The following is an 18,941-nucleotide window of genomic DNA, read 5'->3' on the forward strand; positions in this document are numbered from 1 at the left end:
GACGCTCAGACATTGAGGATGATGAATGTGCCGTATTCCGGCGCAACTGGCGTCCCGTAGTGTTCCCGGATCGCGAACCAGACAACGTCATAAGGCGGCGGCTCGGCGGGATAGCGAATGGCCATGTCGGAGAGTACGATCACACGTTCGGTGTCCGGGTCTTCCGACAGCCGGTCGAAGGCGGCCGTGAGGTCGCTCCCGCCATATCCCCAGACTTCGAAACTTTCGAGTCCGTCAATATCAACAGTTTCGTCAGCGGCTACATCATCCGATGCCTGAATGATCCGCACCTGCGACACACCGGCGGCCTTGGCCGATGCCTTGATCAGCGACAGGAGCCGCGGCAGCACCCCGGTCATCGAGCCCGATGTATCGAGGATCAGGTTGAGCGCCCATCCCTCGTGCCGCCGGCCCGGCAAGACAATATCCTGCCGCGTGCCCTGCCGGCGCGAGGCCCGGCGATAGGTCCTGACCTTCGGGGCGGTCATGTCGATCCCGCTCTGCAGGGCAAGTTCGACCGGTATCCGGTCATTCGTCGCGATAATATCAAGCGTCGCGGTCAAATGCGGATAGGTAAAATCCGGATGGCGGTACCGCAGGGCGGAGGTGACAACGGCATGCGTGCTGAGCGCGGCATCTGCTGCCAGCCGCAATGCCTCCGCACGAGCCGCGACGGCATCACCGGCCGATCCTCCATCTGAGATCAACGGGACCGCGATCACCGGCACAGTGATGGACAGGCGCCTGAGATCTTCTTCCGTCAGGATATCACCCGGGCAGTCCGCTGGCGCGTCATCGCCGGAGGAGGCCTCCACAGGGGCGAGATGGGTTCCGCGCAGCGCCTCTTCGAACGGTGTTGGCGTCCGCTGATCGGGTCTGCCGGCCTCGGCATCCCAGACCGACCGGCGCGCAGGCGAAAGGATGTTGCCATCCTTCAGCCACCGCACCAGCTCCTCGGCCGAGTGATTGTCAGCGTCGCCCAGCCACAGGCCATTCTTCGGCGGCATGATGCCCAGCTCATCCGTCAGTATCCTGTTGATGATCCAGTCATGCGCGACATTGACATGCCACGCATCATCCGCCCCCGCGCGCGCATGGCTTTGCAGGACGAGGTGCCACAATTCATGGGACATGACATAGATCGCCTCCGGCCCGGACAGCGACAGGAACCAGTCCGGATTAACGAACAGGCAGCCATCGGCGGTAATGCCGGCCGTCGGGATGCGGGGTTCGACATGGATCACCACTATATCGGCAAGGTCGCCCAGATAGGGCTGGAGATTGCGGACATTGTTCAGTGCGCGCTGCGCATACGCCTGTGCCAGCTTCAGAGTGTCCGCCGCCGCGTTCATCTCAGGCCCGTGGCCTCCTTGAGGGATGACAACAGGCTGTCGCTCGCGCCCAGATCCCCCCAGATGCGGACCAGGCCGACCAGCAGCGAGAACCTTACCTCGCCCGGTGCGGCGGACAGGAAGTGCTCGATCTCATCGGGAGAGAATTCGCTGAGGCCGCCTTCTGCTGCCATCTTCCGGATGATGCGGATGATGAACCATTTCTTCGCAGGCTCAACAGGCAAGAGCGACGGATCGCGGATATAGGCGGATGCGGGCTTCAGGTCTTCCATGCCGCTCTCCGCCAGCCCGCAAAACAGGCTCGCATCCCCGGCGCTGACCTTGCCATAAGCGAGCGCGCGGCGGGTCTGTTCCAGCGGCAGGCCTGCGCGTTCGGTAAGGTCCAGGCTGGCCGACAGCGACGCCCAGGCCCGCGGCGTGGAAAACGGAACAGGCTCGGTCGACGCCGGACGCATCAGCGCATCAGGCACTGCGGCGATAAAGGCAATAATCTCTGAACGGATATTGTTGGCACGCGCCCAGCTGATCCATTCCTCATTGTCTGCGCGCACATGCAGGATGAGGACGCGATTGACGAGCGCGGACGAGATGGTGCGCACCAGCGCACGGTCTTCCGCCCGGTTGCCGGCCGCGACAACCCATGTGCCTTTCGGCAGGTCGAACTCGCCGATCCGCCGCTCCAGCAGCAAGGCGTAGAATGCCTTCTGCACATCCGGGCCGGCGGCCGGCAATTCATCGAGAAAGAGACAGAATGGCTCCCCGCTCTCAGGAAGCAGGATGCGCGGCGGGCAGAAGACGGAGCGCTCGCCATCGATCTTCGGAACCCCGCTGACATCTTCCGGCGCGATCTGCGTGCCCAGAAGCGAGCGGCATTCGAGCCCCGCCTCTGCGGCGACGCTGCGCACGATGTCGGATTTTCCAAGGCCAGGCGATGACAGCAGGAGAACGCTTTCATCCGCCGCAAGCGCCTTGATGATGTCCTTGGCCTGAGAGAGCGTCACGGTCTCATTCATGGTTTCCCCCCTTGGATTTCCAGTCGTCGAAGACCTCCGGCGGACGGTAGGCCTTGTCCCATATATCAAGGGCGCTGAGCCCTCTGATTGTGTCGCGCTGGCGCGCGCGCAACGCGCTGATCGCCTCCTGTCCGCGAACAGGACGGGTGCCCTGAACCCTCGACAGAAAAAACGCCGCGACGGGATGAGAGGCATCTTCCAGAATCGTCGCCTTTCCATCGCCTTCGACGACGCCAAGCGCAAGATCAACCAGATGATACAAATCATCAAAACACGGCAAAGGGTGAGCGCGCGGCGCAATGATACCGGGCGGACAGCCCACGCGCTCGCCTGCTGCGCAAGTCGCCGTCAGAAGCAGGGACAGGAACCAGAAAGCGTCCGCATCGAACGGCATGATCGCACGCGCAACTGCCTTGTCACCAGTCGCCATGAGATGACCAAGCGCCCGCGCCAGACGTGCCTGCGCGCAGGCGACCGCATAAGCAACGGCGATTTCCGGCTCTTTCAGTATCCAGCTGTATTTGCCAACGGCGCCGATGTCGCGCGCGGCGATTATTTTCCGGTAAGCCCGGCAAGCCGGCCCCGCACGTCCTTCCATGTTCACATGGATATAGTTGCAGGTGATGATCCGCGTGATTACGGAAAGGCCTTCCTCTGAACTGTAGAGAACCTGCGAAACGGCGTCGATCACGGCTTCCGTATCTGCGCGTGCAAGACGGTTTGCAATTTCACCGATTGTCTCCGGAGCGCCGTCGCTGGAAGAAAAGCGCCCAAACGCCTGCAACGCCCTAGAGGCATCCTCCCGCTGCGCAGCAAGACGCGCGACCAGATCATCAATAAGGTTGTTTTGCCCCGTAGGAATACCCGATTTCGGTCGAGGTTTACGCTTCTCAAATTCATCGATTTCGACGTCAACGTCTTCCTCGTTGTCCGAAGCGGCGTGATCGCGTTCCCAGTATTCATCATAGCCACTGTCGTAGAACTCGCTAACGTCGCAATAGTCATTATTAGACAGCCAGTAGATGTCCTCGTTATTCAGCTTCTGGTTCCGCCACAGATAGCTGATGAGTTCATCGATCACGCGCACGGCAAAAATCTCCAGACTGGATGAATGCGGTCCAATCCTGCCCGCGGTAAGGCATACCTATTTCGTCAATACCGGATAAGTGAACTGACAAATCCTGTTATGACCTTCCGGAATCCTCTCGCACAGTTTCATCAACTCACTTCCTCATCGATTGTCTTTGGAGCATGAAGTTCACCTCCAGTCAGGCGACGGACGAACATCACACCCATCGCGCCTCCTGTCTTGTGGTCTCCGGCCGGCATGGAGCCATCATAGGCCCAGGCAAGCCCGCCCCCTAGACCTGTCGCCGTCCACAACCGAACGCCAGTCCCGAACAGTTCGGGGTACAGGCGTTCGAAATGTGCCTTGCTTGCCCCGATTTTCCACCACCAGTCAGATTCCTCATCTGCGGGCAGTCTTGTTTCAAGATACGTATCCTCGCCAGCATGCTTATGAAGGAATGGGGCGAACCTGCTGAGCTCTCCGGCTGTAGGCAGGCGCCAGTCCTTGTAGCCGGCCGCATCGATGATGCATTTGCCTTTTTTGTAACCGTTTTCGAATGCAGAAGCTGCGCGTTTTTCATGCCCCATATAGGCGAAAGTGCCGCCAATATTGTAACCGACAGCTTCCCCACACCCGAACAGGTCTACAGCGTCCCCCCAGCGCATGAGGATCGGCTCGCCTGAAAAACCTTGTCCTGTCCAGACCATGCCCCAAGGCGCTCGCAGCCACATGAGTCCGCTGGCACTATGAGAGACGGTCCCGTCATCATTGTCTACATAATCACCAAATGGCGTCGTGATACGCTTGGCCACCATGTCCTTGAGTTCCTTGTACTCGGCTGCTCTCCCGAAATGCGTGTGGCGCGTTGACTTTGCTTCCTTCAGCGTTGGAGGAGCGGGCATGCGGGACACATCTTGAGACAGCGCATCGGAATGTGTCGTAGCGCGGTCACCGGACGCTTCCGATACACTGGATTTCAGCTCATCCAGAAAGGCAATAATGCGATCAGGATCGGGGGCGTTGCGCCATTCGAGCCGGCTGCGGTCATCGCCGGTCCAGAAAGCGATCGTTCCATAGTTGAGGAGGCGTCCGGCAATTGTCTGCCCCATATCCGTCTGCACTTTGTCCGTCAGCGGAAATTCCCGTTTCACACGGGAAATGAAGCCGGCAAGCAGGCGCAGCTTGCGTCCATTCTCGATCTCATAGGCGTGAGTATAGCGGTGATAGGCGACGCCCGCGACGATCGGCAGTAGCGCGATGGCAAGCCCGAGGCCCGAAAGTTCCACAGGAATGCCAAGGCGCTGCGCCAGTCCATCGAACAGTTCACGCTGCACGAACCAGAGACCAGTCACCACCACAGCCGCAAGGCCGCTCCGCCAATAGCTGGTCCATGCGGGACGCATCCGAAGAACTGTCTGTCCCTTACGGGATAGCTGTTTGAACTGACCTCGCTGCACGTTACGATGCCCCCTTCACGCGAGAATACTAATATGCCGTGCGGAACTGTTTCCCCACGCTTTCCTGTATCGGCGGTTAGGCTGGATGACGCAACTTACCAGACGGGTTATGACGGCCGCACGAAAGCGATGGACACTTTCAGGCCCGGATTCGTGTTGGCGAGCGTCAGCCGCGCCCCATGGCGGATCGCAACGGCCTGAACATGCCTCAGCCCGAATCCATGACTGCCGGGGCCAGCCTTGCGGCCCGCGCCGGCGAGTTCGGCAATGCTGGTCGTCGCAACGCCCGGCCCTTCATCCTGAACGATCACGCTGAAATGCCGGTCAGTCGCGGCCAGCACCAGCGAAACCGCCGATCCTTCCGGGGCAAATTTCGCGGCATTGGACAGAAGATTCGTGATGGCACTGGCGAGCAGCGGCGCAGATGCTATGACTTCCATCCGGTCATCCGACGGCAGCTGCAATCCGAACCGGATATCCCGGTCTTCGAACGTATCGGCATAGAGCGTTGCCACCGAGGCCGCTGTTTCCGCGAGCGAAACGGGCTGCATGGCATAGCCCGGGGTCGCCTCGATCTTCGCCAGTTCCAGAATGTGCGAGACGAGGTCCAGCAATTGTTCAGCATCCTGCGCTGCGCCGGTATCGCCCGCAGCGAGGAACCGCTCCCGCATGATCGAGACGGCATGGTTTAGCTCGTGCGCTGCGACCTGGCTATAGGAATCCAGCCCCCGCATCAGGCGCGCCACTTCAGCCAGCGCCTCATTCACATTTGCCCCCAGAGTCGACAGCTCATCGCCTTCAGGGGTGAGGAAGCCGGGCTCCACACGCGCGGCAATCTCGCCGGTGCGGACGCGGTCGAAAACGCGGTTGAACGCCCGGACGCGGCGCTGGTAGCGGCGATTCAGGAAGATGAAGAGCAATGTGCTGACGACACCAAGACACAGGACGGCCCCTACAAGGACCGGCACATAATTCTGAATCAGAGCCTGCCGCGCCGTCAGCCGGCGGCCGACGAGCAGGAAAAACCCATTATCGACAGCTTCTATCCGCGAGAGCATGGCCCCCTCGCCCAGGCCAAGCTCGGCAGCGTCCATTTCGGTCCATCCCTCTTCCAGGGGCGTCTCAGAGGGCCAGGACGTTGCATTTCCGGCAACAACACTCCGATCAGACCGGACGAGCATGTAGACGGACTGTGCATCCTCACCGCCATCATCGAACAGGCGCTGGCCAAGCGATGCGGTCAGGCTTGCCACGGGCGGCAGGACATCCCGGTCCTGCATCCGCTCTGTCAGCAAGGCGATATCGCGTCGTATTTCCTCGCGGAGTGTCCGGTCGACCGCGCCATCAATTGCCGCCGTTGCCGCAAGGCCGGCAATCACGGCAAGGCCGAGTGTCACGACCAGATTGATCAGAAGGGATATCTGGAAGGGGGACCGAAAACTCCGGATCAAATCTCAGCGCCTCATCATTCCGGCATTCATGCAACCATCTCGCCCATGTGTACCGGCCGAGCACATGCGTGTCACATAACCGTTCGGGTTGGCATCTATTCGCTCGCGAGGGCCGTGCCAACGCTCCGCGCATCGCCGCTGACAAAGACGACGACGCTTACGCGTGATTCGCTCCGGTTGGTGATGACAAGATCGATCTCCGTATGCGTGCCCGCCGGCACAAAGCAGGCAAGGCGCCCGCCATCGGAAACCGTCTCGCAACCTTCAGCAGCCGTCCCGCCGGATGCCGCTACAGGCAGAACCGAGAGCGCGAGATCCGGCACAAAGCCGGCGAATTCCCGCGACGGTTCGACAAATATTGTTGTTCCGGCATCCCTGACGACGGGCAGGCGCAATTCCTCAGTCATGCCGGCCGACAGAAAGATGTCCATCTCCATCCCGACTGTGACATCCACCTTGCGCAAGGACCTGACCACCCCATTACCGAATAGCCCGGAAAACACACCCTCCCCGGCTGGATTTTCCATCGCGAACATGCGTTCGATCCCGGCGAGGATCTCTGCATCGTCTGCTGCCATCTCCCGGGTTTCGTCCATCATTATCCGGGTCGATGCAAGGAATGCATCGCGTACTCTGGGGTGAATCCGACTGGATATATCCAGGGCCGCCAACACAGTCATACGATCGCGTACCGCTTCGGCCATTCCCGCCGCATCGCTTTCGCTGCGGCGGGCACGGTAAGCTTCTTCGGCGCGGAACAGTGACGAAGCGACAGAAGAATCAACAGGCGTATCCGCCATGTCCGGCGCTGGCGTGACAGCACATCCCGCCAGAAAAAGGCAGAGCATTGCCATCGCGCTGAAATCCCTGAACACCTGCATGCTTCTGCAAACCTCGTTTGTTAGGTGGAGAAACTCAATCGCAGTGCTAGGTAAAAGTGGCAATCCCATAGAGGCGGGAAAACATGGATACACGCAATCACGTGCTCGTTGTGGAAGATGATGCCGACATCGCAGGTCTCGTGGTGCACGAGGCCAGCCAGCTCGGATATGACGTCACCACAGCTGACACGGTCGATGGCGCCAAGCGCCGGACATCCGAACAGATGCCCGACATCGTGATCCTTGACCGCATGCTGGCTGACGGGAGCGAAGGCCTCGATTATCTCGCCTGGCTGAATGCGCTGGAAGGCCCGCGCCCCGGAATCCTCGTTACCAGCCGGCTGACTAGCGTCAGCGATCATGTCGCGGGGCTTGAAGCGGGGGCTGACGACTATATCGACAAGCCCTTCCATCCGGAGGAACTGCGGGCACGCCTGCGTGCGGTTGCACGCCGTGCTTCGTCAAGCCGCGTTCCCAACAGCGTTCTGTTCTTCGACACCCTCGAACTCAGGCAGTTGAGCACTACGGCCCTGGTTGGCGATACAAAGCTGGACTTACGCCCGCAAAGCTTTGCGCTTCTGAACGCCATCGCGACACGGCAGGGCGAATGGGTCAGCCGGAAGGCGCTCTGGCGCGAGGTCTGGACCGACTACCCGAACCTTCCCCCACAGGACACGGTCATTAACACGGCGGTCAGCCGTCTCCGCCGCGTCCTGTCCGCGGTTGGCGGCGCCCCCGGCCTCCTCAGCGAGGATCTCGGCTATCGTCTGGTGCCTGGCTCACAGGCTTAGTGTGCCACCCGCCCCGAACGACCGAAAGCATCAAATCAATTACCGTGGAGACAGCATATGAGCGATGGCATCATCGGAAAATTCAAGCAATCACGCCCTCTTCAGGTCGGTCTTGCCCTTGCTATTGCGTACATCGTGCTGACTTGGGGATTGTATCAGAGCTGGCTGGGCTCGGTTGAGGACTTCCTGAATGGTGCGACGAGCGGGCTCTCACGGGACGATCCTGACCGTACACGGCGCATTATTGACGCAACCGGCAATGCACCGGAATGGCCGCTCATCCTGAAGATGCTGGCTTATCCGATTCCGGGTCCCGCGACCGTCGAGAATGGCGGCGCGATGCCCTTCTGGGCGGTCGCACTGCAGGGAATCTGGCTCGGCGTTGTTGGCTGGTCGGGCTTCAGCCGGACGAATGGCATGCTGCTCGTCCTTTCCGCATTTCCCTTTGCGGTCCTCGTGCTGATAAGCGGGAATGTATTTGCCAGCCTGTTTCTGGGCGCACTCGGCCCGGTCATCGTAAGCCTTGTCTGGTGGATACTCAGCCCCTTCGCCAAGCCCGCATAGGAAAGCGCGTCAGACCGCGCGGGGGGCATATTTCAGTCCCCGTCATATGCGCCGCCCCGGTACGGAATGTGGCAATCGGACTCGACCGTCACGAAGTATCGCGGGCGACCCGGATTGAACACGAGCGCGGTCAGTCCGCCACCATGCACGGCGCCGGTATCGATCCCCGTTGCGTGGGGGAATTCCGCCGGTCCATCCGGAAAGGGCTGGTGCCCGAAAACGACATGCCCGAAACGCCCGTCATAGACTTCCGCCCAGAAGGGGTCTCCTTCGGCCTGCTTGCCAAGAGCGAGAAATTCCCCGGTGTCCGCATCGAGGTACCGCGTGCGCAGGATCTTCTGAAGCCGCTTTGATTCATGGCCGGCGAGCATGGACGCGGCTTCGAGAGAAGCCGGAAACTCCTGCATCGTTCCGGGGATGCCACCATGGACGATCAGCACGCCATAGGCCGCGCAGCGGTGGAATGGCACGGACCAGTCCAGGAACGCCTGACCGCGATCGTCCAATTGTGACCTCAGGTCCGCAAGTTCGGGCGCGCGCTCGGCCTGTGCCTTTGCCACGGCAGGACGCACAACGAGGTTGCGAAGATAGCGGCGCATGCGGTCTTCATGGTTTCCCTCGACGAGCACCACTTCGCAGCCCGCGCTGCGACGAAGGTCTTCGACATATGAAACCACGCCTGCCGGGTCCGGCCCCTTGTCGATCAGGTCGCCAACAAAGACGACCTTGTCGGAAGGCTGAAGATCCAGCTCGCGGACAAGCAAACGCAGGGGCGCGAGCATCCCGTGTACATCGCCAATGATGCATAAGCGGCTCATTCCCTAGCCTCACCCACATTCCAAACAGACCCGGCAATCCCGCAGCTCAACTGCCGGCACCCTTCACCTTTTCGAGCAGATCGCCAAGCCTGTCCTTCGATTTGACGTATGCGCCCTTGCCGCGCAGCCCCTTGTAGGAAAGCCAATGCGGCTGCATCTCACTGAACAGTTCTTCGACAATAGCCTGACTCCCCTCCGGCCATTCGGATACCGGAATATCCTCAAGCATATAAGCTGCCTTCGCCGCCATGAACTTGTCGGCAGAGCGCAGTCCCCAGGCCATGAAATCACGCCGGTCCTGCGGACTTCTGAGAATATGCACCCGTTCAGATATGACCACATCAAGGATCGCCTTCTGCGTCTTCGTGTACTCCTCTGTTCGCGAAAGCGGCCCGGAAAGCTGTTCGGGAGGCAAACAGCTCCGCGCCCATGCGATAAAGCGCTGGCATTGCTCATCACTCACGTTCAGCAGCCAATAGCGGGCGTTGGATAGCACGAGGTCAGGCCGGCGCGTGACGAAACTCATATACAGGTCGAATTCGTCCGCGCCGTAGAACCAGCCGGCAATGGATATGAGATAAACGAAATCCGCGCGGGATTTGTCGCCCAGTGCGTCCTCGATTGCCTTCCGGTACCTTTCTTCCTGGAAAAGGCCGGACAGCGCCTGAATGGACTGACGCAACCATGGGAGATGATCCGGACCTTCGCCCTCTTGCTCATAGTCGAAGAAGCCTTCGATAATGTCGAACACATAAAAGAGGTCATCGAGATCGAGATCCGTCTCCGCTATGCGGCCAACAAGGACAGAAAACGCTCTCAGCGCCTCGTCATAATGGTCATCCTGCTTCCAGAAGAGAGTCTGAGCGGCATCGGCATAGAAGAGCAGGAGGTTGTAGACGACATCCCTGCCCGGATACTCTGCAGCGAGCCGTTCACAGAAGTCTTCTTTATACAGATCGTCCAGATAGATGCGAAGATCGTATTCGAACCCGGCGCCCGGCGTGCCCGAACTGAAAAACCGAGTGGCGAATGGGTGGGATGATTGCCCGGAAGGCATTCTGACAGGTATCCTTTTACTTGTACTGGTTCTCTAGCTTGGCGAACGCTCCGGAGCGTTGCAATCGCTCTCGGACTGTTCCGGTTCCGGATCGCGCTGAGGCTTCCTGTAGCAGACAAAAGGGCAGATAAGGACGGGCTGGCCCTCATACTCCCTGTCACAACATGTGCGCACCTTCGACTCCCATGCGGCGGGCTCCTCCGATGAGGACGCTGTCGCACAGGCTGAAAGGCCAAGCAGCACCGGAAAAAGTATGCGCCGGTAATGTGAATCAGCTTTCATTCAGAATGCACGCCTTCTCGGCAATACGAGGGAACACGAAGCCTGACTATTGGCTAAATAGGCAAGCCGCATGAAACCCTCCCAGCCCCTTTTCACTGGCTTCTGACCCAAAATCGCCCAGCATCACTGTCCGAACAGCGCCGTTTTGCCTGATGTCCGCGTAGATCTTGATAGTCTTTGAGTGCATCGCATCTTCTAGTGAGAGAAAACTGATCCCCATTCTGGTCAACGCTTCTACGGATGTTCCAAAAAGTTCGGCCTGACGCCGCGTTCGCTCCAGCAACGCCGGATCCTGAATATATTTATTATCGAGTTTTGATGGGATCATATCTGCGAATATGATCCGCAGTGTGTTGGTATACCGAGTATTGTCGATGACTTCTAACGCGGCGTGGTGGGTAATGGTGCCGCGCTCCGTTTCTATTCGGACTGGCACATGATTGTTTCGCATAACCCAAGCGGCATTTGTTCCCGGAGAAGCCGCGTGGGTGATTGTCACGTAAATCGACTGATAGCCCGATAGGTTGTGGCAAAGCATCTTGCTCTTGAAAAGAAGCCCACGGTCACGGAAGCGTCGATCAACACCAAAGTACTTTCCGCTCACGCCTTCCAATGTCCCCCAACGCTCTCTGTCAATTAGAGCATTGATATCGTAGGCTTCGCGGTGCAAGTCGGACAGCTCTTGCTGCAATACGGCATATTGTTCGGCAGTTGAAACATTTGTCTCTTTAGGTGCCGCGTCATTTTGAGAGGCTTGTCGTGCAGCTCGCGCTTCAGCCAACTCTACCGCTTCGTTTCTCGCCTCAGCCGCAAGTTCCTCGGTTCGCGCCGTACGCAGGACGTCGCCAGCGCGAGCGGCCTCGAATAGCTGAGCTCGTTCGTCCTTTGCATGAGCTTTTATTTTATATTCGTCGCACTCAAGTTCGCTGTGGCCCTTCGCTTCCGTTGCCTCGGCAAGGACCAGCATGGCTATCCCGGCTTTTCTCGTGAAGGCGTGTCCGGAGGCGCGCATCGAAGCGAACTGCGAAAACTCATCATGCAAGCCCTTTCCTTGTTGAAGGAGAGTGGAGCAAATGCCGAAGACATCATTGGAGACAAAACTGGCAAACAGCAATTGGCCCGCCTGCCCCTCTTGTTCTGCAACAGACACGAACATGGTTGTGTCGCCATCTTCAAAAACCGATTTGGAGAAATTTCGATTTGCCTGCCAGTCTTCGTGCGGTTCTTTGTATGTCGCCATTCGGTCAATCGGTACCAGTCCTATATTGAACACGCGAAACTTTTGCTCAAACGAGTTTGGTTCAGCATCCCGGAAGACGGGCCGATATTGGTTTTCAGAATTGATTTCGTAAATTCCGAGCGGCCCGAATTCATCACTTATCGATACAAGTTCGCTCTTAACCGGGATAAAATAATCCTCGGCCATGTAAATTCTGTCTTCCGATTGCCAGCAGCCCGCGAGCGCGAACGCAGAAATCAGTAATATCACTCGGCTCATAATCATGATCTGATCAATCTTGTCTTTGGTGTTTCCAAGATATTCTCCCACATCGCCCGAAAGAGGCGGTGAAAAATGCGGCGCTTGAACTCGTAGATCTATCAAACCAATGCCTTGGCCCACATTGATTCTGGCATTGCAATTCCAGTAATCGGTGAGCGTATCGTCTTCGGCATTTTGACGCTTAATAGACGTGCGGCCTCATCTTTCTTTCGAAAAAAACTACTATTCTTCCGATAACTTACTCACAAATATACTTGGAACTGGTTTCTTGCTCTCGCATGCTTCCTCATCGACGCAAGACAATGCCTTTGCGAGCAATCTATAGTCAGGGGTGAAACATCCCGTCGCAAAATTGTTGAACCATACCTCGTACTGCTCGGCTGGCGAGACCGCTCTAGGCGGCGCAACATCGGAGATTTCCGTCTCGCGCCCTGCCGGCCGATGAGCGCACGATGAGATGACCATCGGCACCAATAGAAACGCAATAACGGCTTCGTATATGTTCCAACTGGGTATCATTCCGTTCCATTTCGTTGCGTCCGCTAAGCCTCTAAGCTTTCTCCAAATTGACCATCTGAACAACTAACCATTCGGGTTACACGCCTGCGTGAGAGCCTCACAGTTCATCCTGCCTCCCACACCAATCGCTTCAGAAGCTCACCGGCGCCCCAGCCGGCGGCTGACATCTCCGTAATAGGTGATCATGCCCTGCTCCAGTTTCCTGACGGCGGGGCTGTCACAGCCATGCTGTTTCATCGCGCCATCAAGACCGTCGACCAGCCCATTGGTTTTGCGGTCATTCAGCAGCCAATCCATGAAACGGGCGTCCGTCGTTCGGGGATCAGAGCGCCACAGGGTCTGGAAATAGCCCGCAAGAGAGGCCGGCACCTTGTACTGATCTCGCGTCGTCCAATTGGTAACATGCGAGATCTCCTGACCAAATTCATCTCGCGTTACCGTCGACTGGCTTTTTGTCACTTCGAACACCGGATCGCTGGCTTTCAGGCATTTCGGCCAGGCATCCTGATAATTCAGGAGATAAGCGCCAAACACGCCATGAATCGCAGACAGATTGGCCAGTTCCTTGTCCATGGCCGGCCCAGCCGCCGGGTTGAGCATCGACAGACTAGCCCCGGCGAGCGCGATCATCGGGCGATAGCCGCGCGTATAGTGGGCATCCAGTTCCCGCAAACGCGCAAAATCCTGATTGACCAGCGCATTGAGATAATCCCCGCCTTCCAGCCCCCGGAACGGGGCCTCATCAGCGAGGCGCTTGTCGAGGGTTGTGGCAATCTTTCGGACCCCCTTCTGGGCCAGATCATCGTTGAAGAAATAACGCCGCTCAAACCCGGTCAGCGCGTCAGCTCCTGAGAGACCATCAAGCTCTGCCTGCAACGGCTTTGCCAGGCGCTTCTGTAGCTGCTGGCGGGTACCCGTCACATCCGCCCAGCTATCCGTGAGTTTTCCAATCTCCAGAAGGTCGCCGTAGAGCATGTCCATATCCCCGGCGAATGTGACCTGCGTCGCCAGCTGTTCGAGTGACCGGTCATTCCTGTCAGTGCGCCGGGCTGCGGCCTGTTCGAGGGCATCGGCGAAGTCCTTTGCCATGTCGGTCACGCGGGCCTCGAACCGCTTGCCGATCCTGCGGCACGTGGCGGGCTTGCTCAGAGGGCACAGATCGGCGGTTCCGGCCTGCACAGCCCAGGCCAGCATGTATTCTGCTTCGCTGACATTGTTTGCGTCGCGGGCGTAGACCTCACTCGCGGGCTCAAGATAGGTATCCAGTTTGTCCTGCACCTCAGCCAGAAAATCCTCATCCTGATTTGCGTGATTGCGAGCGACTTCGATCAGCAGGTCAAACCGGTCCTTGTAGCGGTCATAGAACGCCAGCATGTCGGCGCGATTTTCTTCTGCCCGCAGGATCGCCTTGCGCCGTTCAATGTCCGCGTTCAAGTCACTGACATTGTAGCCATACCGACCGATGCCGATCCCGCGCCACATCGTATCCAGCAAGTTAAGCTGTGCGGACGTCATCGGAGTATCGCTCTTCAGGACATCTGACCGTGTCTCGACCCACCGGCTGGCCGCTTCGCTTTCGAACCGCCACAGGAGATGATCCTGATGCGGCTGGCCCAGCCCTATCATATAGGCGAGCTGGTTCGTCTCGTTGCCCCGCACCCGGTCTTCCGGCCGGCAGGCGCCGCGCAACAAGCTGGCATTCTGCTTCAGCCGCTCCGGGTCGACGGTCTCATAGGGCGCACCAAAGGCTTTCCTGAACGCGTCTGTATAGAAGATATCATACTGTTCCACAGGGTCGCGGCGCGTCTCCTGGAACGCCAGCGCTTCATCGCGCCAAGCCGCCAGTGCGGCGGGGCAGCTTCCCTTCTCCATATCCGGGCGCCAGCCTTCGAAAGCCGCAGACAGAACCGCAATCCTCTCCAGCGTGGCCTTCTTGTCCCGGTCCGTCGCAAATACCGCACGTGCCCGCTGCGCACCGCGTCCATTGATATGGCGTTGTTCAGACGCGACAGCGACGGAACCGACATCGCTCACCGCAACATCAAAGATCAGTTCGCCACGGCGGTCTCCCGATTGCGTGGTCAGTGACAGAACTCCGACGGGGGGATCATATGTCCCTTCGACGGGGATATCCGCATCAGCCGTCGTCAGGCGTGGCACGGCGCCGTTGAGGGATTCAACCCTGAGGACACCCTGCACATCGGCTCCATCGACGTCCAGTCTGAGCGTCGCCGGATAGGGTTTGCGCGACTCGAGCACGAAGCCAGACCAGGATGCCGGCAATTCGGTAACCGCCGTCTTCGCATATGGCTCTGATCGCTCCTCAGCGGAGGAACTATCGCAGGCCGCGAGCACCATCAGCACGCCTGCACATATGACCTGCAGGACAGTCGCGTCCCGTACCTTGCCTTGCCTCACTTGCCCGACAGTCCCCCGGCAATTGCCCATGACGTCCCTCTCAATGGCCTGTTTGCCATTCAAGCCCATGAGTGAGCCAGAGGAAAGGGACGTCCCCAATAACCGTTTTGGTGACTTTCCCTCTCTGGTACGCGTCGTATGCTGGCTGCCTTCCCAGATGACGGCTGCCTCGTCGTCACCAGAAAGGATATCATATGCCGAGAACCATCATCCTGCTTTTGATCTCGGCAATGCTGTCACTGCACACGGCGTTCGCACAGGGCTTGGAGGATCGCAAGATTCAGGGCGCCCGGCTTTTATACGAGGACGCAAGCGGAAAGTATTACGGGGCCATCGTCACGCATCGCAATGCCCGGCCGAACCAGGCCAACCTTTACGATCAGGAAATCAAGATCTTCGTCGAACGCATACCGGATGCAGACGGCGTGTTCTTCAATGCGACGCCGGCAAAAGTAAAGCCCCAAAAGGAGGCCCCCGCTCAGGACGGCCTGAACTATAGGGAAGATGAGATCGCCCGTATCGCTGACCACGTCCTTCCCAATGTCGATCACGTTTTTCCGGAATGGCGCGCGCACCCGATGTGGAAACACTCCAGGGATCGCGTATTCGTCGAATTCTATATTCAGGATCTGCACCTGAAAACGACCCGGGATTTCGACTATTCAGATACCGCCGAAGAATCCGTTTTCTGGATGTGGCTGAAACGCCAAGGGAGCGTCGGAGAATGGCGTCCGGCCTATGAGGTGGACGGCCTGCTCGGCCACCCCCAGACCGTTGATCGCCTTACTGTGGCAAGCGTTCTGGAACACCGCAAGCGCGTTGATGACGGCGTGAGTGATGACCGGAAAATGATCCTCGCCATGTTTGACCGCCACAAGACAGCTGCCGCGAAAATGCAGACTGACCTGCAGAATGCTTACGCCCGCAGGCTCGTCTCAGATCGGCGTCCTGGAATCGTCTACAAGCCCGGTTCATATTGGAAACAGTACGCAAACTTCGACACGCCCCGCAATGTCATCGAAGGGAACTTCCCCTTCATTGAACACCCCGCCGAGTTTGCTGCAGCCTACCTCACCTATGTCGATCAGTACTATCAGGTCTGCGAATCTTACTTGCCGCCAAACCCGGCAGACCGGGCATCCTACACCGCGACCTGGTTTGAAACACGTTATGGCATGACCTCACAGACCAGTTCGTATCACGTCGAAATGGCACCGCGGTTTGCGACAGCCTATGAGAAAATGGCGGATATCAAATACAAGAAGGATGCTTCCGCTTTCCTGATGTCGATCGTGAACTCCATGGCTGAGGTTGAGGGTCGCACCCCCTTCTCTTTCGTTGGCGAAACGCTGACAGAGGTGGCGGGGGATCTCGTTACGGACCGGGAAACAGCCCGTTTCCTGCGTACGGAAGGCTGCACGTCTCCAATCGTCCGGCAATATGGCGAAAACCTGTGGCGCGGGGCAAACGGGCTATCGCCGGCACAAAGGGCAGGTCTCTCGTTTCCGGGGGCTAACGCGGCCAGCGCCGACTATGAGCGCGACGACGCCCGCCGATTCATGGATGAGAACATCGCCGCGCGCGCCCGCAATCCCGGTCCCAAGGAACAGGGATATGTCTATTATGACGAAGAACTCGTCGCCTACCGGACCGGCATGGGCATGGCGAATGATGGTCGGCGCCAGGTTCCCGCCATGCGTACGGTTGGCCTCGAACTGGAGAAGCGCGGCTATCCCGTACTCTACTGCAATTACGGCCCAACCGGATTCTACGACAATGGCGAGTACAAGACCCTGAGTTATGCGTTCTGGTACGAGCAGAAGCCGGCTGAACTGAACCGCCTGCTGGCCGCACGCACCAAAGAGACGGATGTCTACAAGGGAATGAAATACGCCATCTCCGCTTGTCCGACCAATAGCCTCGATGCGCTCGCTATCATCAATGGGAAGTAAGTCTCGGCCCTGCTCCATTTCACGGGTCGAGGGCAGCCTGTTCGTCGAAGAAAGCTGCGATTGGCGAACGCGCGATTTCGACCTTGAAGCTATCTAAAAACGTGCGTGCCCAGCGCGCTGAATCTTAAAGGGAATACAGACGTAATGAAGCTACGAGCCTTATTTGCCATTATCTGCATGCTCACCGGTACGGGAGCAGTCCATGCGCAGGATGCACAGCAATGGAGCACCACTGGAGGCTGGCAGGTTCGTTATAACGCCTCCCCTGAATTCTGGCGGCTATATCACAATGATAGCGCCTGGAGAGATACGATCAGCGTACTCTGGGCAGATAGGCGGAAAGATATTTCTCTGGCGCAGGCTTTTGAAGAAGTAAAAGCAACACGGGCGGAGCTGGATTCGTGTCCCGCATTACTAACAGCCGAGACAAAAGCTGAATATGAACCCTTTGCTAAGGCTATGCTTGCTCTGACAAAAATCAAAGACCCCGAAGCCTATGCCGTAATGGATAAGAACATCCCCATCATTGGCTATGAGGCGGCGGATGATGTGACAAAGCCGCATTGCGTTTTGATCGCACGCGAATTTTCTGGGGGTGCGATGCTGTATGCACTCATCAAAGAAGATACGGACAGTTTAAGCACACAGCTCGGGACGATCAGATTGGCTGTGCATGATTTGATGGATGAGATTAACAAGCGTGAAGCTTCTATAACGTCGAGCACGCTGGCCACTCCGACAACATCAGGCAAGGACGTTCCGGTTCAATGTGACGGGCAGCGGGCCTATGAAAACTTTGTTGTTTCCTGGTCTGCCAAAAGCGCAATTGTGTATGTACGCAATCCGGCTTTCATTGACTCTGAACAACGTTCTTCGGATCAGTTTCGCCTTGGCGTGAGTGTTGGTGGCAAAATAGATGCGACACGCGGCAGAGAAGAGACTTATTACAGCATTATAATTTCTGCAAAAGAAAATGGACAAAACACCATACCGGAAAAACGTACGCTGAGTGTTGATGGAGAAGTGGTCCAGGAGTGGGGTAAAGGCGGTGGTCAGTGGAAAGCTCTATCCGAAAGCGCCATGAGCGCACTCTATTCAGGTCAGGATGCTGAGCTAGATACGGGCGAGTTGGGACGCATTCGTTTCGACTTGGATCGGCTTGAGACGCACTTAAAACGCGCCGATATCGCTCAACAAAAAGCTGTCATTCATAAAGCGCTTGGAGAGTGTTCGCAGTGAGTGATTGCCTCAAGATTCCCGATGGCGCGCTCTAACTCTGGACGTCAGGTTTCGGTTTGTTCTGAGAATTCGTTTGTTTCAGCAAACCGCCAAGCCGTTCCTTTTGCGTTGTATAGCTGCCCTTTTTGCCCTGTCTTTTGAAGGTCACCCAATTCGGCTCCATCTCCTCGAACAGAGCGGTAATAACGTCCTTGCTATGTGTGCAAGGCCATTGACTGACGGGAAGCTCCTCCAGCAAGTAAGCGGCCTTCGCCGCCATGAATTTATCAGCGGAGCACAATCCCCAGATTGCAAAATCCTGACGGTCTCGCACCGACTTCAGCACATCCTCCGCCTTCCATATGATACGATCAAGAATACTGGTGACCGTTTCGGAATATTCTTGCGTCCGAAAAGGTGTCCTTGACAGTGCTCTGCCCCACTGAGGTGCTCCACCGGTTTTGTTGGTCCGGCGATTGCTGAATTATGGAGCATCATTCTGCGATAGGTTCGTCCAGCGAACAGGATTTGAACCTACGAACTAATCCATTGATTTTATTGAAGCACGACTAATGACACGCACTCAGTAAAAACAATA

At 57.7% G+C, this 18,941-nt stretch carries 15 protein-coding genes; 4 read left to right on the plus strand and 11 right to left on the minus strand.

What is annotated here, in order from left to right; genetic code table 11:
- Positions 1-5: 5 nt before the first annotated feature.
- The 6 genes from PB2503_RS11630 to PB2503_RS11655 form a co-directional block, all read right to left on the minus strand.
- Positions 6-1,352, minus strand: coding sequence for a DUF2201 family putative metallopeptidase (locus PB2503_RS11630; RefSeq protein ID WP_013301457.1), 1,347 nt, complete (start codon positions 1,350-1,352; stop codon positions 6-8).
- The gene (locus PB2503_RS11635; protein ID WP_013301458.1) at positions 1,349-2,365 is read right to left on the minus strand and encodes an ATP-binding protein; all 1,017 of its coding nucleotides are present in this window, start codon (positions 2,363-2,365) and stop codon (positions 1,349-1,351) included. Before PB2503_RS11635 ends, PB2503_RS11630 begins: the two co-directional genes overlap by 4 nt.
- The gene (locus PB2503_RS11640; RefSeq protein ID WP_013301459.1) at positions 2,358-3,452 is read right to left on the minus strand and encodes a hypothetical protein; all 1,095 of its coding nucleotides are present in this window, start codon (positions 3,450-3,452) and stop codon (positions 2,358-2,360) included. Before PB2503_RS11640 ends, PB2503_RS11635 begins: the two co-directional genes overlap by 8 nt.
- Positions 3,453-3,583: 131 nt before the next feature.
- Entirely contained in the window at positions 3,584-4,786 is a 1,203-nt protein-coding gene (locus PB2503_RS11645; RefSeq protein WP_158305851.1) for a PH domain-containing protein, read from the minus strand.
- Between the two features lie 212 nt (positions 4,787-4,998).
- Positions 4,999-6,342 (minus strand): sensor histidine kinase, encoded by a 1,344-nt coding sequence (locus PB2503_RS11650; RefSeq protein ID WP_013301461.1) that lies wholly within the window; start codon positions 6,340-6,342, stop codon positions 4,999-5,001.
- 95 nt (positions 6,343-6,437) lie between these two features.
- Positions 6,438-7,196, minus strand: coding sequence for a hypothetical protein (locus PB2503_RS11655; protein WP_148235277.1), 759 nt, complete (start codon positions 7,194-7,196; stop codon positions 6,438-6,440).
- A gap of 110 nt (positions 7,197-7,306) precedes the next feature.
- Here PB2503_RS11655 and PB2503_RS11660 point away from each other — a divergent pair, with 110 nt between their 5' ends.
- Both PB2503_RS11660 and PB2503_RS11665 read left to right on the plus strand, forming a co-directional pair.
- Entirely contained in the window at positions 7,307-8,014 is a 708-nt protein-coding gene (locus PB2503_RS11660) for a response regulator transcription factor (RefSeq protein WP_013301463.1), read from the plus strand.
- A 57-nt stretch (positions 8,015-8,071) separates the two neighbouring features.
- Positions 8,072-8,578: a hypothetical protein gene (locus PB2503_RS11665; protein WP_013301464.1), complete on the plus strand. Its 507-nt coding sequence runs from the start codon at positions 8,072-8,074 to the stop codon at positions 8,576-8,578.
- 32 nt (positions 8,579-8,610) lie between these two features.
- Here PB2503_RS11665 and PB2503_RS11670 read toward each other — a convergent pair whose 3' ends face one another.
- From PB2503_RS11670 to PB2503_RS11685, 4 genes are all read right to left on the minus strand, one after another.
- Positions 8,611-9,396, minus strand: a complete 786-nt coding sequence (locus PB2503_RS11670) for a metallophosphoesterase (RefSeq protein WP_041534998.1) — start codon at positions 9,394-9,396, stop codon at positions 8,611-8,613.
- Between the two features lie 46 nt (positions 9,397-9,442).
- Positions 9,443-10,453 carry a hypothetical protein gene (locus tag PB2503_RS11675; RefSeq protein ID WP_013301466.1) on the minus strand — a complete coding sequence of 337 codons (1,011 nt, stop codon included), beginning with the start codon at positions 10,451-10,453 and terminating at the stop codon, positions 9,443-9,445.
- Between the two features lie 328 nt (positions 10,454-10,781).
- Complete coding sequence (locus PB2503_RS11680) at positions 10,782-12,356, minus strand: hypothetical protein (protein ID WP_202944381.1); 1,575 nt, start codon at positions 12,354-12,356, stop codon at positions 10,782-10,784.
- Positions 12,357-12,893: 537 nt separating this feature from the next.
- A complete protein-coding gene (locus PB2503_RS11685; protein WP_148235278.1) occupies positions 12,894-15,203 on the minus strand; it encodes a hypothetical protein in 2,310 nt (769 codons plus the stop codon).
- A gap of 164 nt (positions 15,204-15,367) precedes the next feature.
- On the opposite strand from PB2503_RS11685, the gene PB2503_RS11690 reads away from it, so the two are divergent.
- Both PB2503_RS11690 and PB2503_RS11695 read left to right on the plus strand, forming a co-directional pair.
- Positions 15,368-17,125, plus strand: coding sequence for a hypothetical protein (locus PB2503_RS11690; RefSeq protein ID WP_013301469.1), 1,758 nt, complete (start codon positions 15,368-15,370; stop codon positions 17,123-17,125).
- Between the two features lie 144 nt (positions 17,126-17,269).
- Entirely contained in the window at positions 17,270-18,364 is a 1,095-nt protein-coding gene (locus PB2503_RS11695; RefSeq protein WP_013301470.1) for a hypothetical protein, read from the plus strand.
- A 31-nt stretch (positions 18,365-18,395) separates the two neighbouring features.
- Here the strand turns inward: PB2503_RS11695 and PB2503_RS11700 are convergent, their stop codons facing one another.
- A complete protein-coding gene (locus PB2503_RS11700) occupies positions 18,396-18,689 on the minus strand; it encodes a hypothetical protein (protein ID WP_013301471.1) in 294 nt (97 codons plus the stop codon).
- Positions 18,690-18,941 lie beyond the last annotated feature (252 nt).

The organism is Parvularcula bermudensis HTCC2503, from assembly GCF_000152825.2.
GTDB lineage: Bacteria > Pseudomonadota > Alphaproteobacteria > Caulobacterales > Parvularculaceae > Parvularcula > Parvularcula bermudensis.

Excerpts from the sequence above, each read along its gene's own strand:
- PB2503_RS11630 (WP_013301457.1), bottom strand. The coding sequence starts at position 1,352 with ATGAACGCGGCGGCGGACACTCTGAAGCTGGCACAGGCGTATGCGCAG.
- PB2503_RS11635 (WP_013301458.1), bottom strand. The coding sequence starts at position 2,365 with ATGAATGAGACCGTGACGCTCTCTCAGGCCAAGGACATCATCAAGGCG.
- PB2503_RS11655 (WP_148235277.1), bottom strand. The coding sequence starts at position 7,196 with ATGGCAATGCTCTGCCTTTTTCTGGCGGGATGTGCTGTCACGCCAGCG.
- PB2503_RS11660 (WP_013301463.1), top strand. The coding sequence starts at position 7,307 with ATGGATACACGCAATCACGTGCTCGTTGTGGAAGATGATGCCGACATC.
- PB2503_RS11665 (WP_013301464.1), top strand. The coding sequence starts at position 8,072 with ATGAGCGATGGCATCATCGGAAAATTCAAGCAATCACGCCCTCTTCAG.
- PB2503_RS11670 (WP_041534998.1), bottom strand. The coding sequence starts at position 9,396 with ATGAGCCGCTTATGCATCATTGGCGATGTACACGGGATGCTCGCGCCC.
- PB2503_RS11675 (WP_013301466.1), bottom strand. The coding sequence starts at position 10,453 with ATGCCTTCCGGGCAATCATCCCACCCATTCGCCACTCGGTTTTTCAGT.
- PB2503_RS11685 (WP_148235278.1), bottom strand. The coding sequence starts at position 15,203 with ATGGGCAATTGCCGGGGGACTGTCGGGCAAGTGAGGCAAGGCAAGGTA.
- PB2503_RS11690 (WP_013301469.1), top strand. The coding sequence starts at position 15,368 with ATGCCGAGAACCATCATCCTGCTTTTGATCTCGGCAATGCTGTCACTG.
- PB2503_RS11695 (WP_013301470.1), top strand. The coding sequence starts at position 17,270 with ATGAAGCTACGAGCCTTATTTGCCATTATCTGCATGCTCACCGGTACG.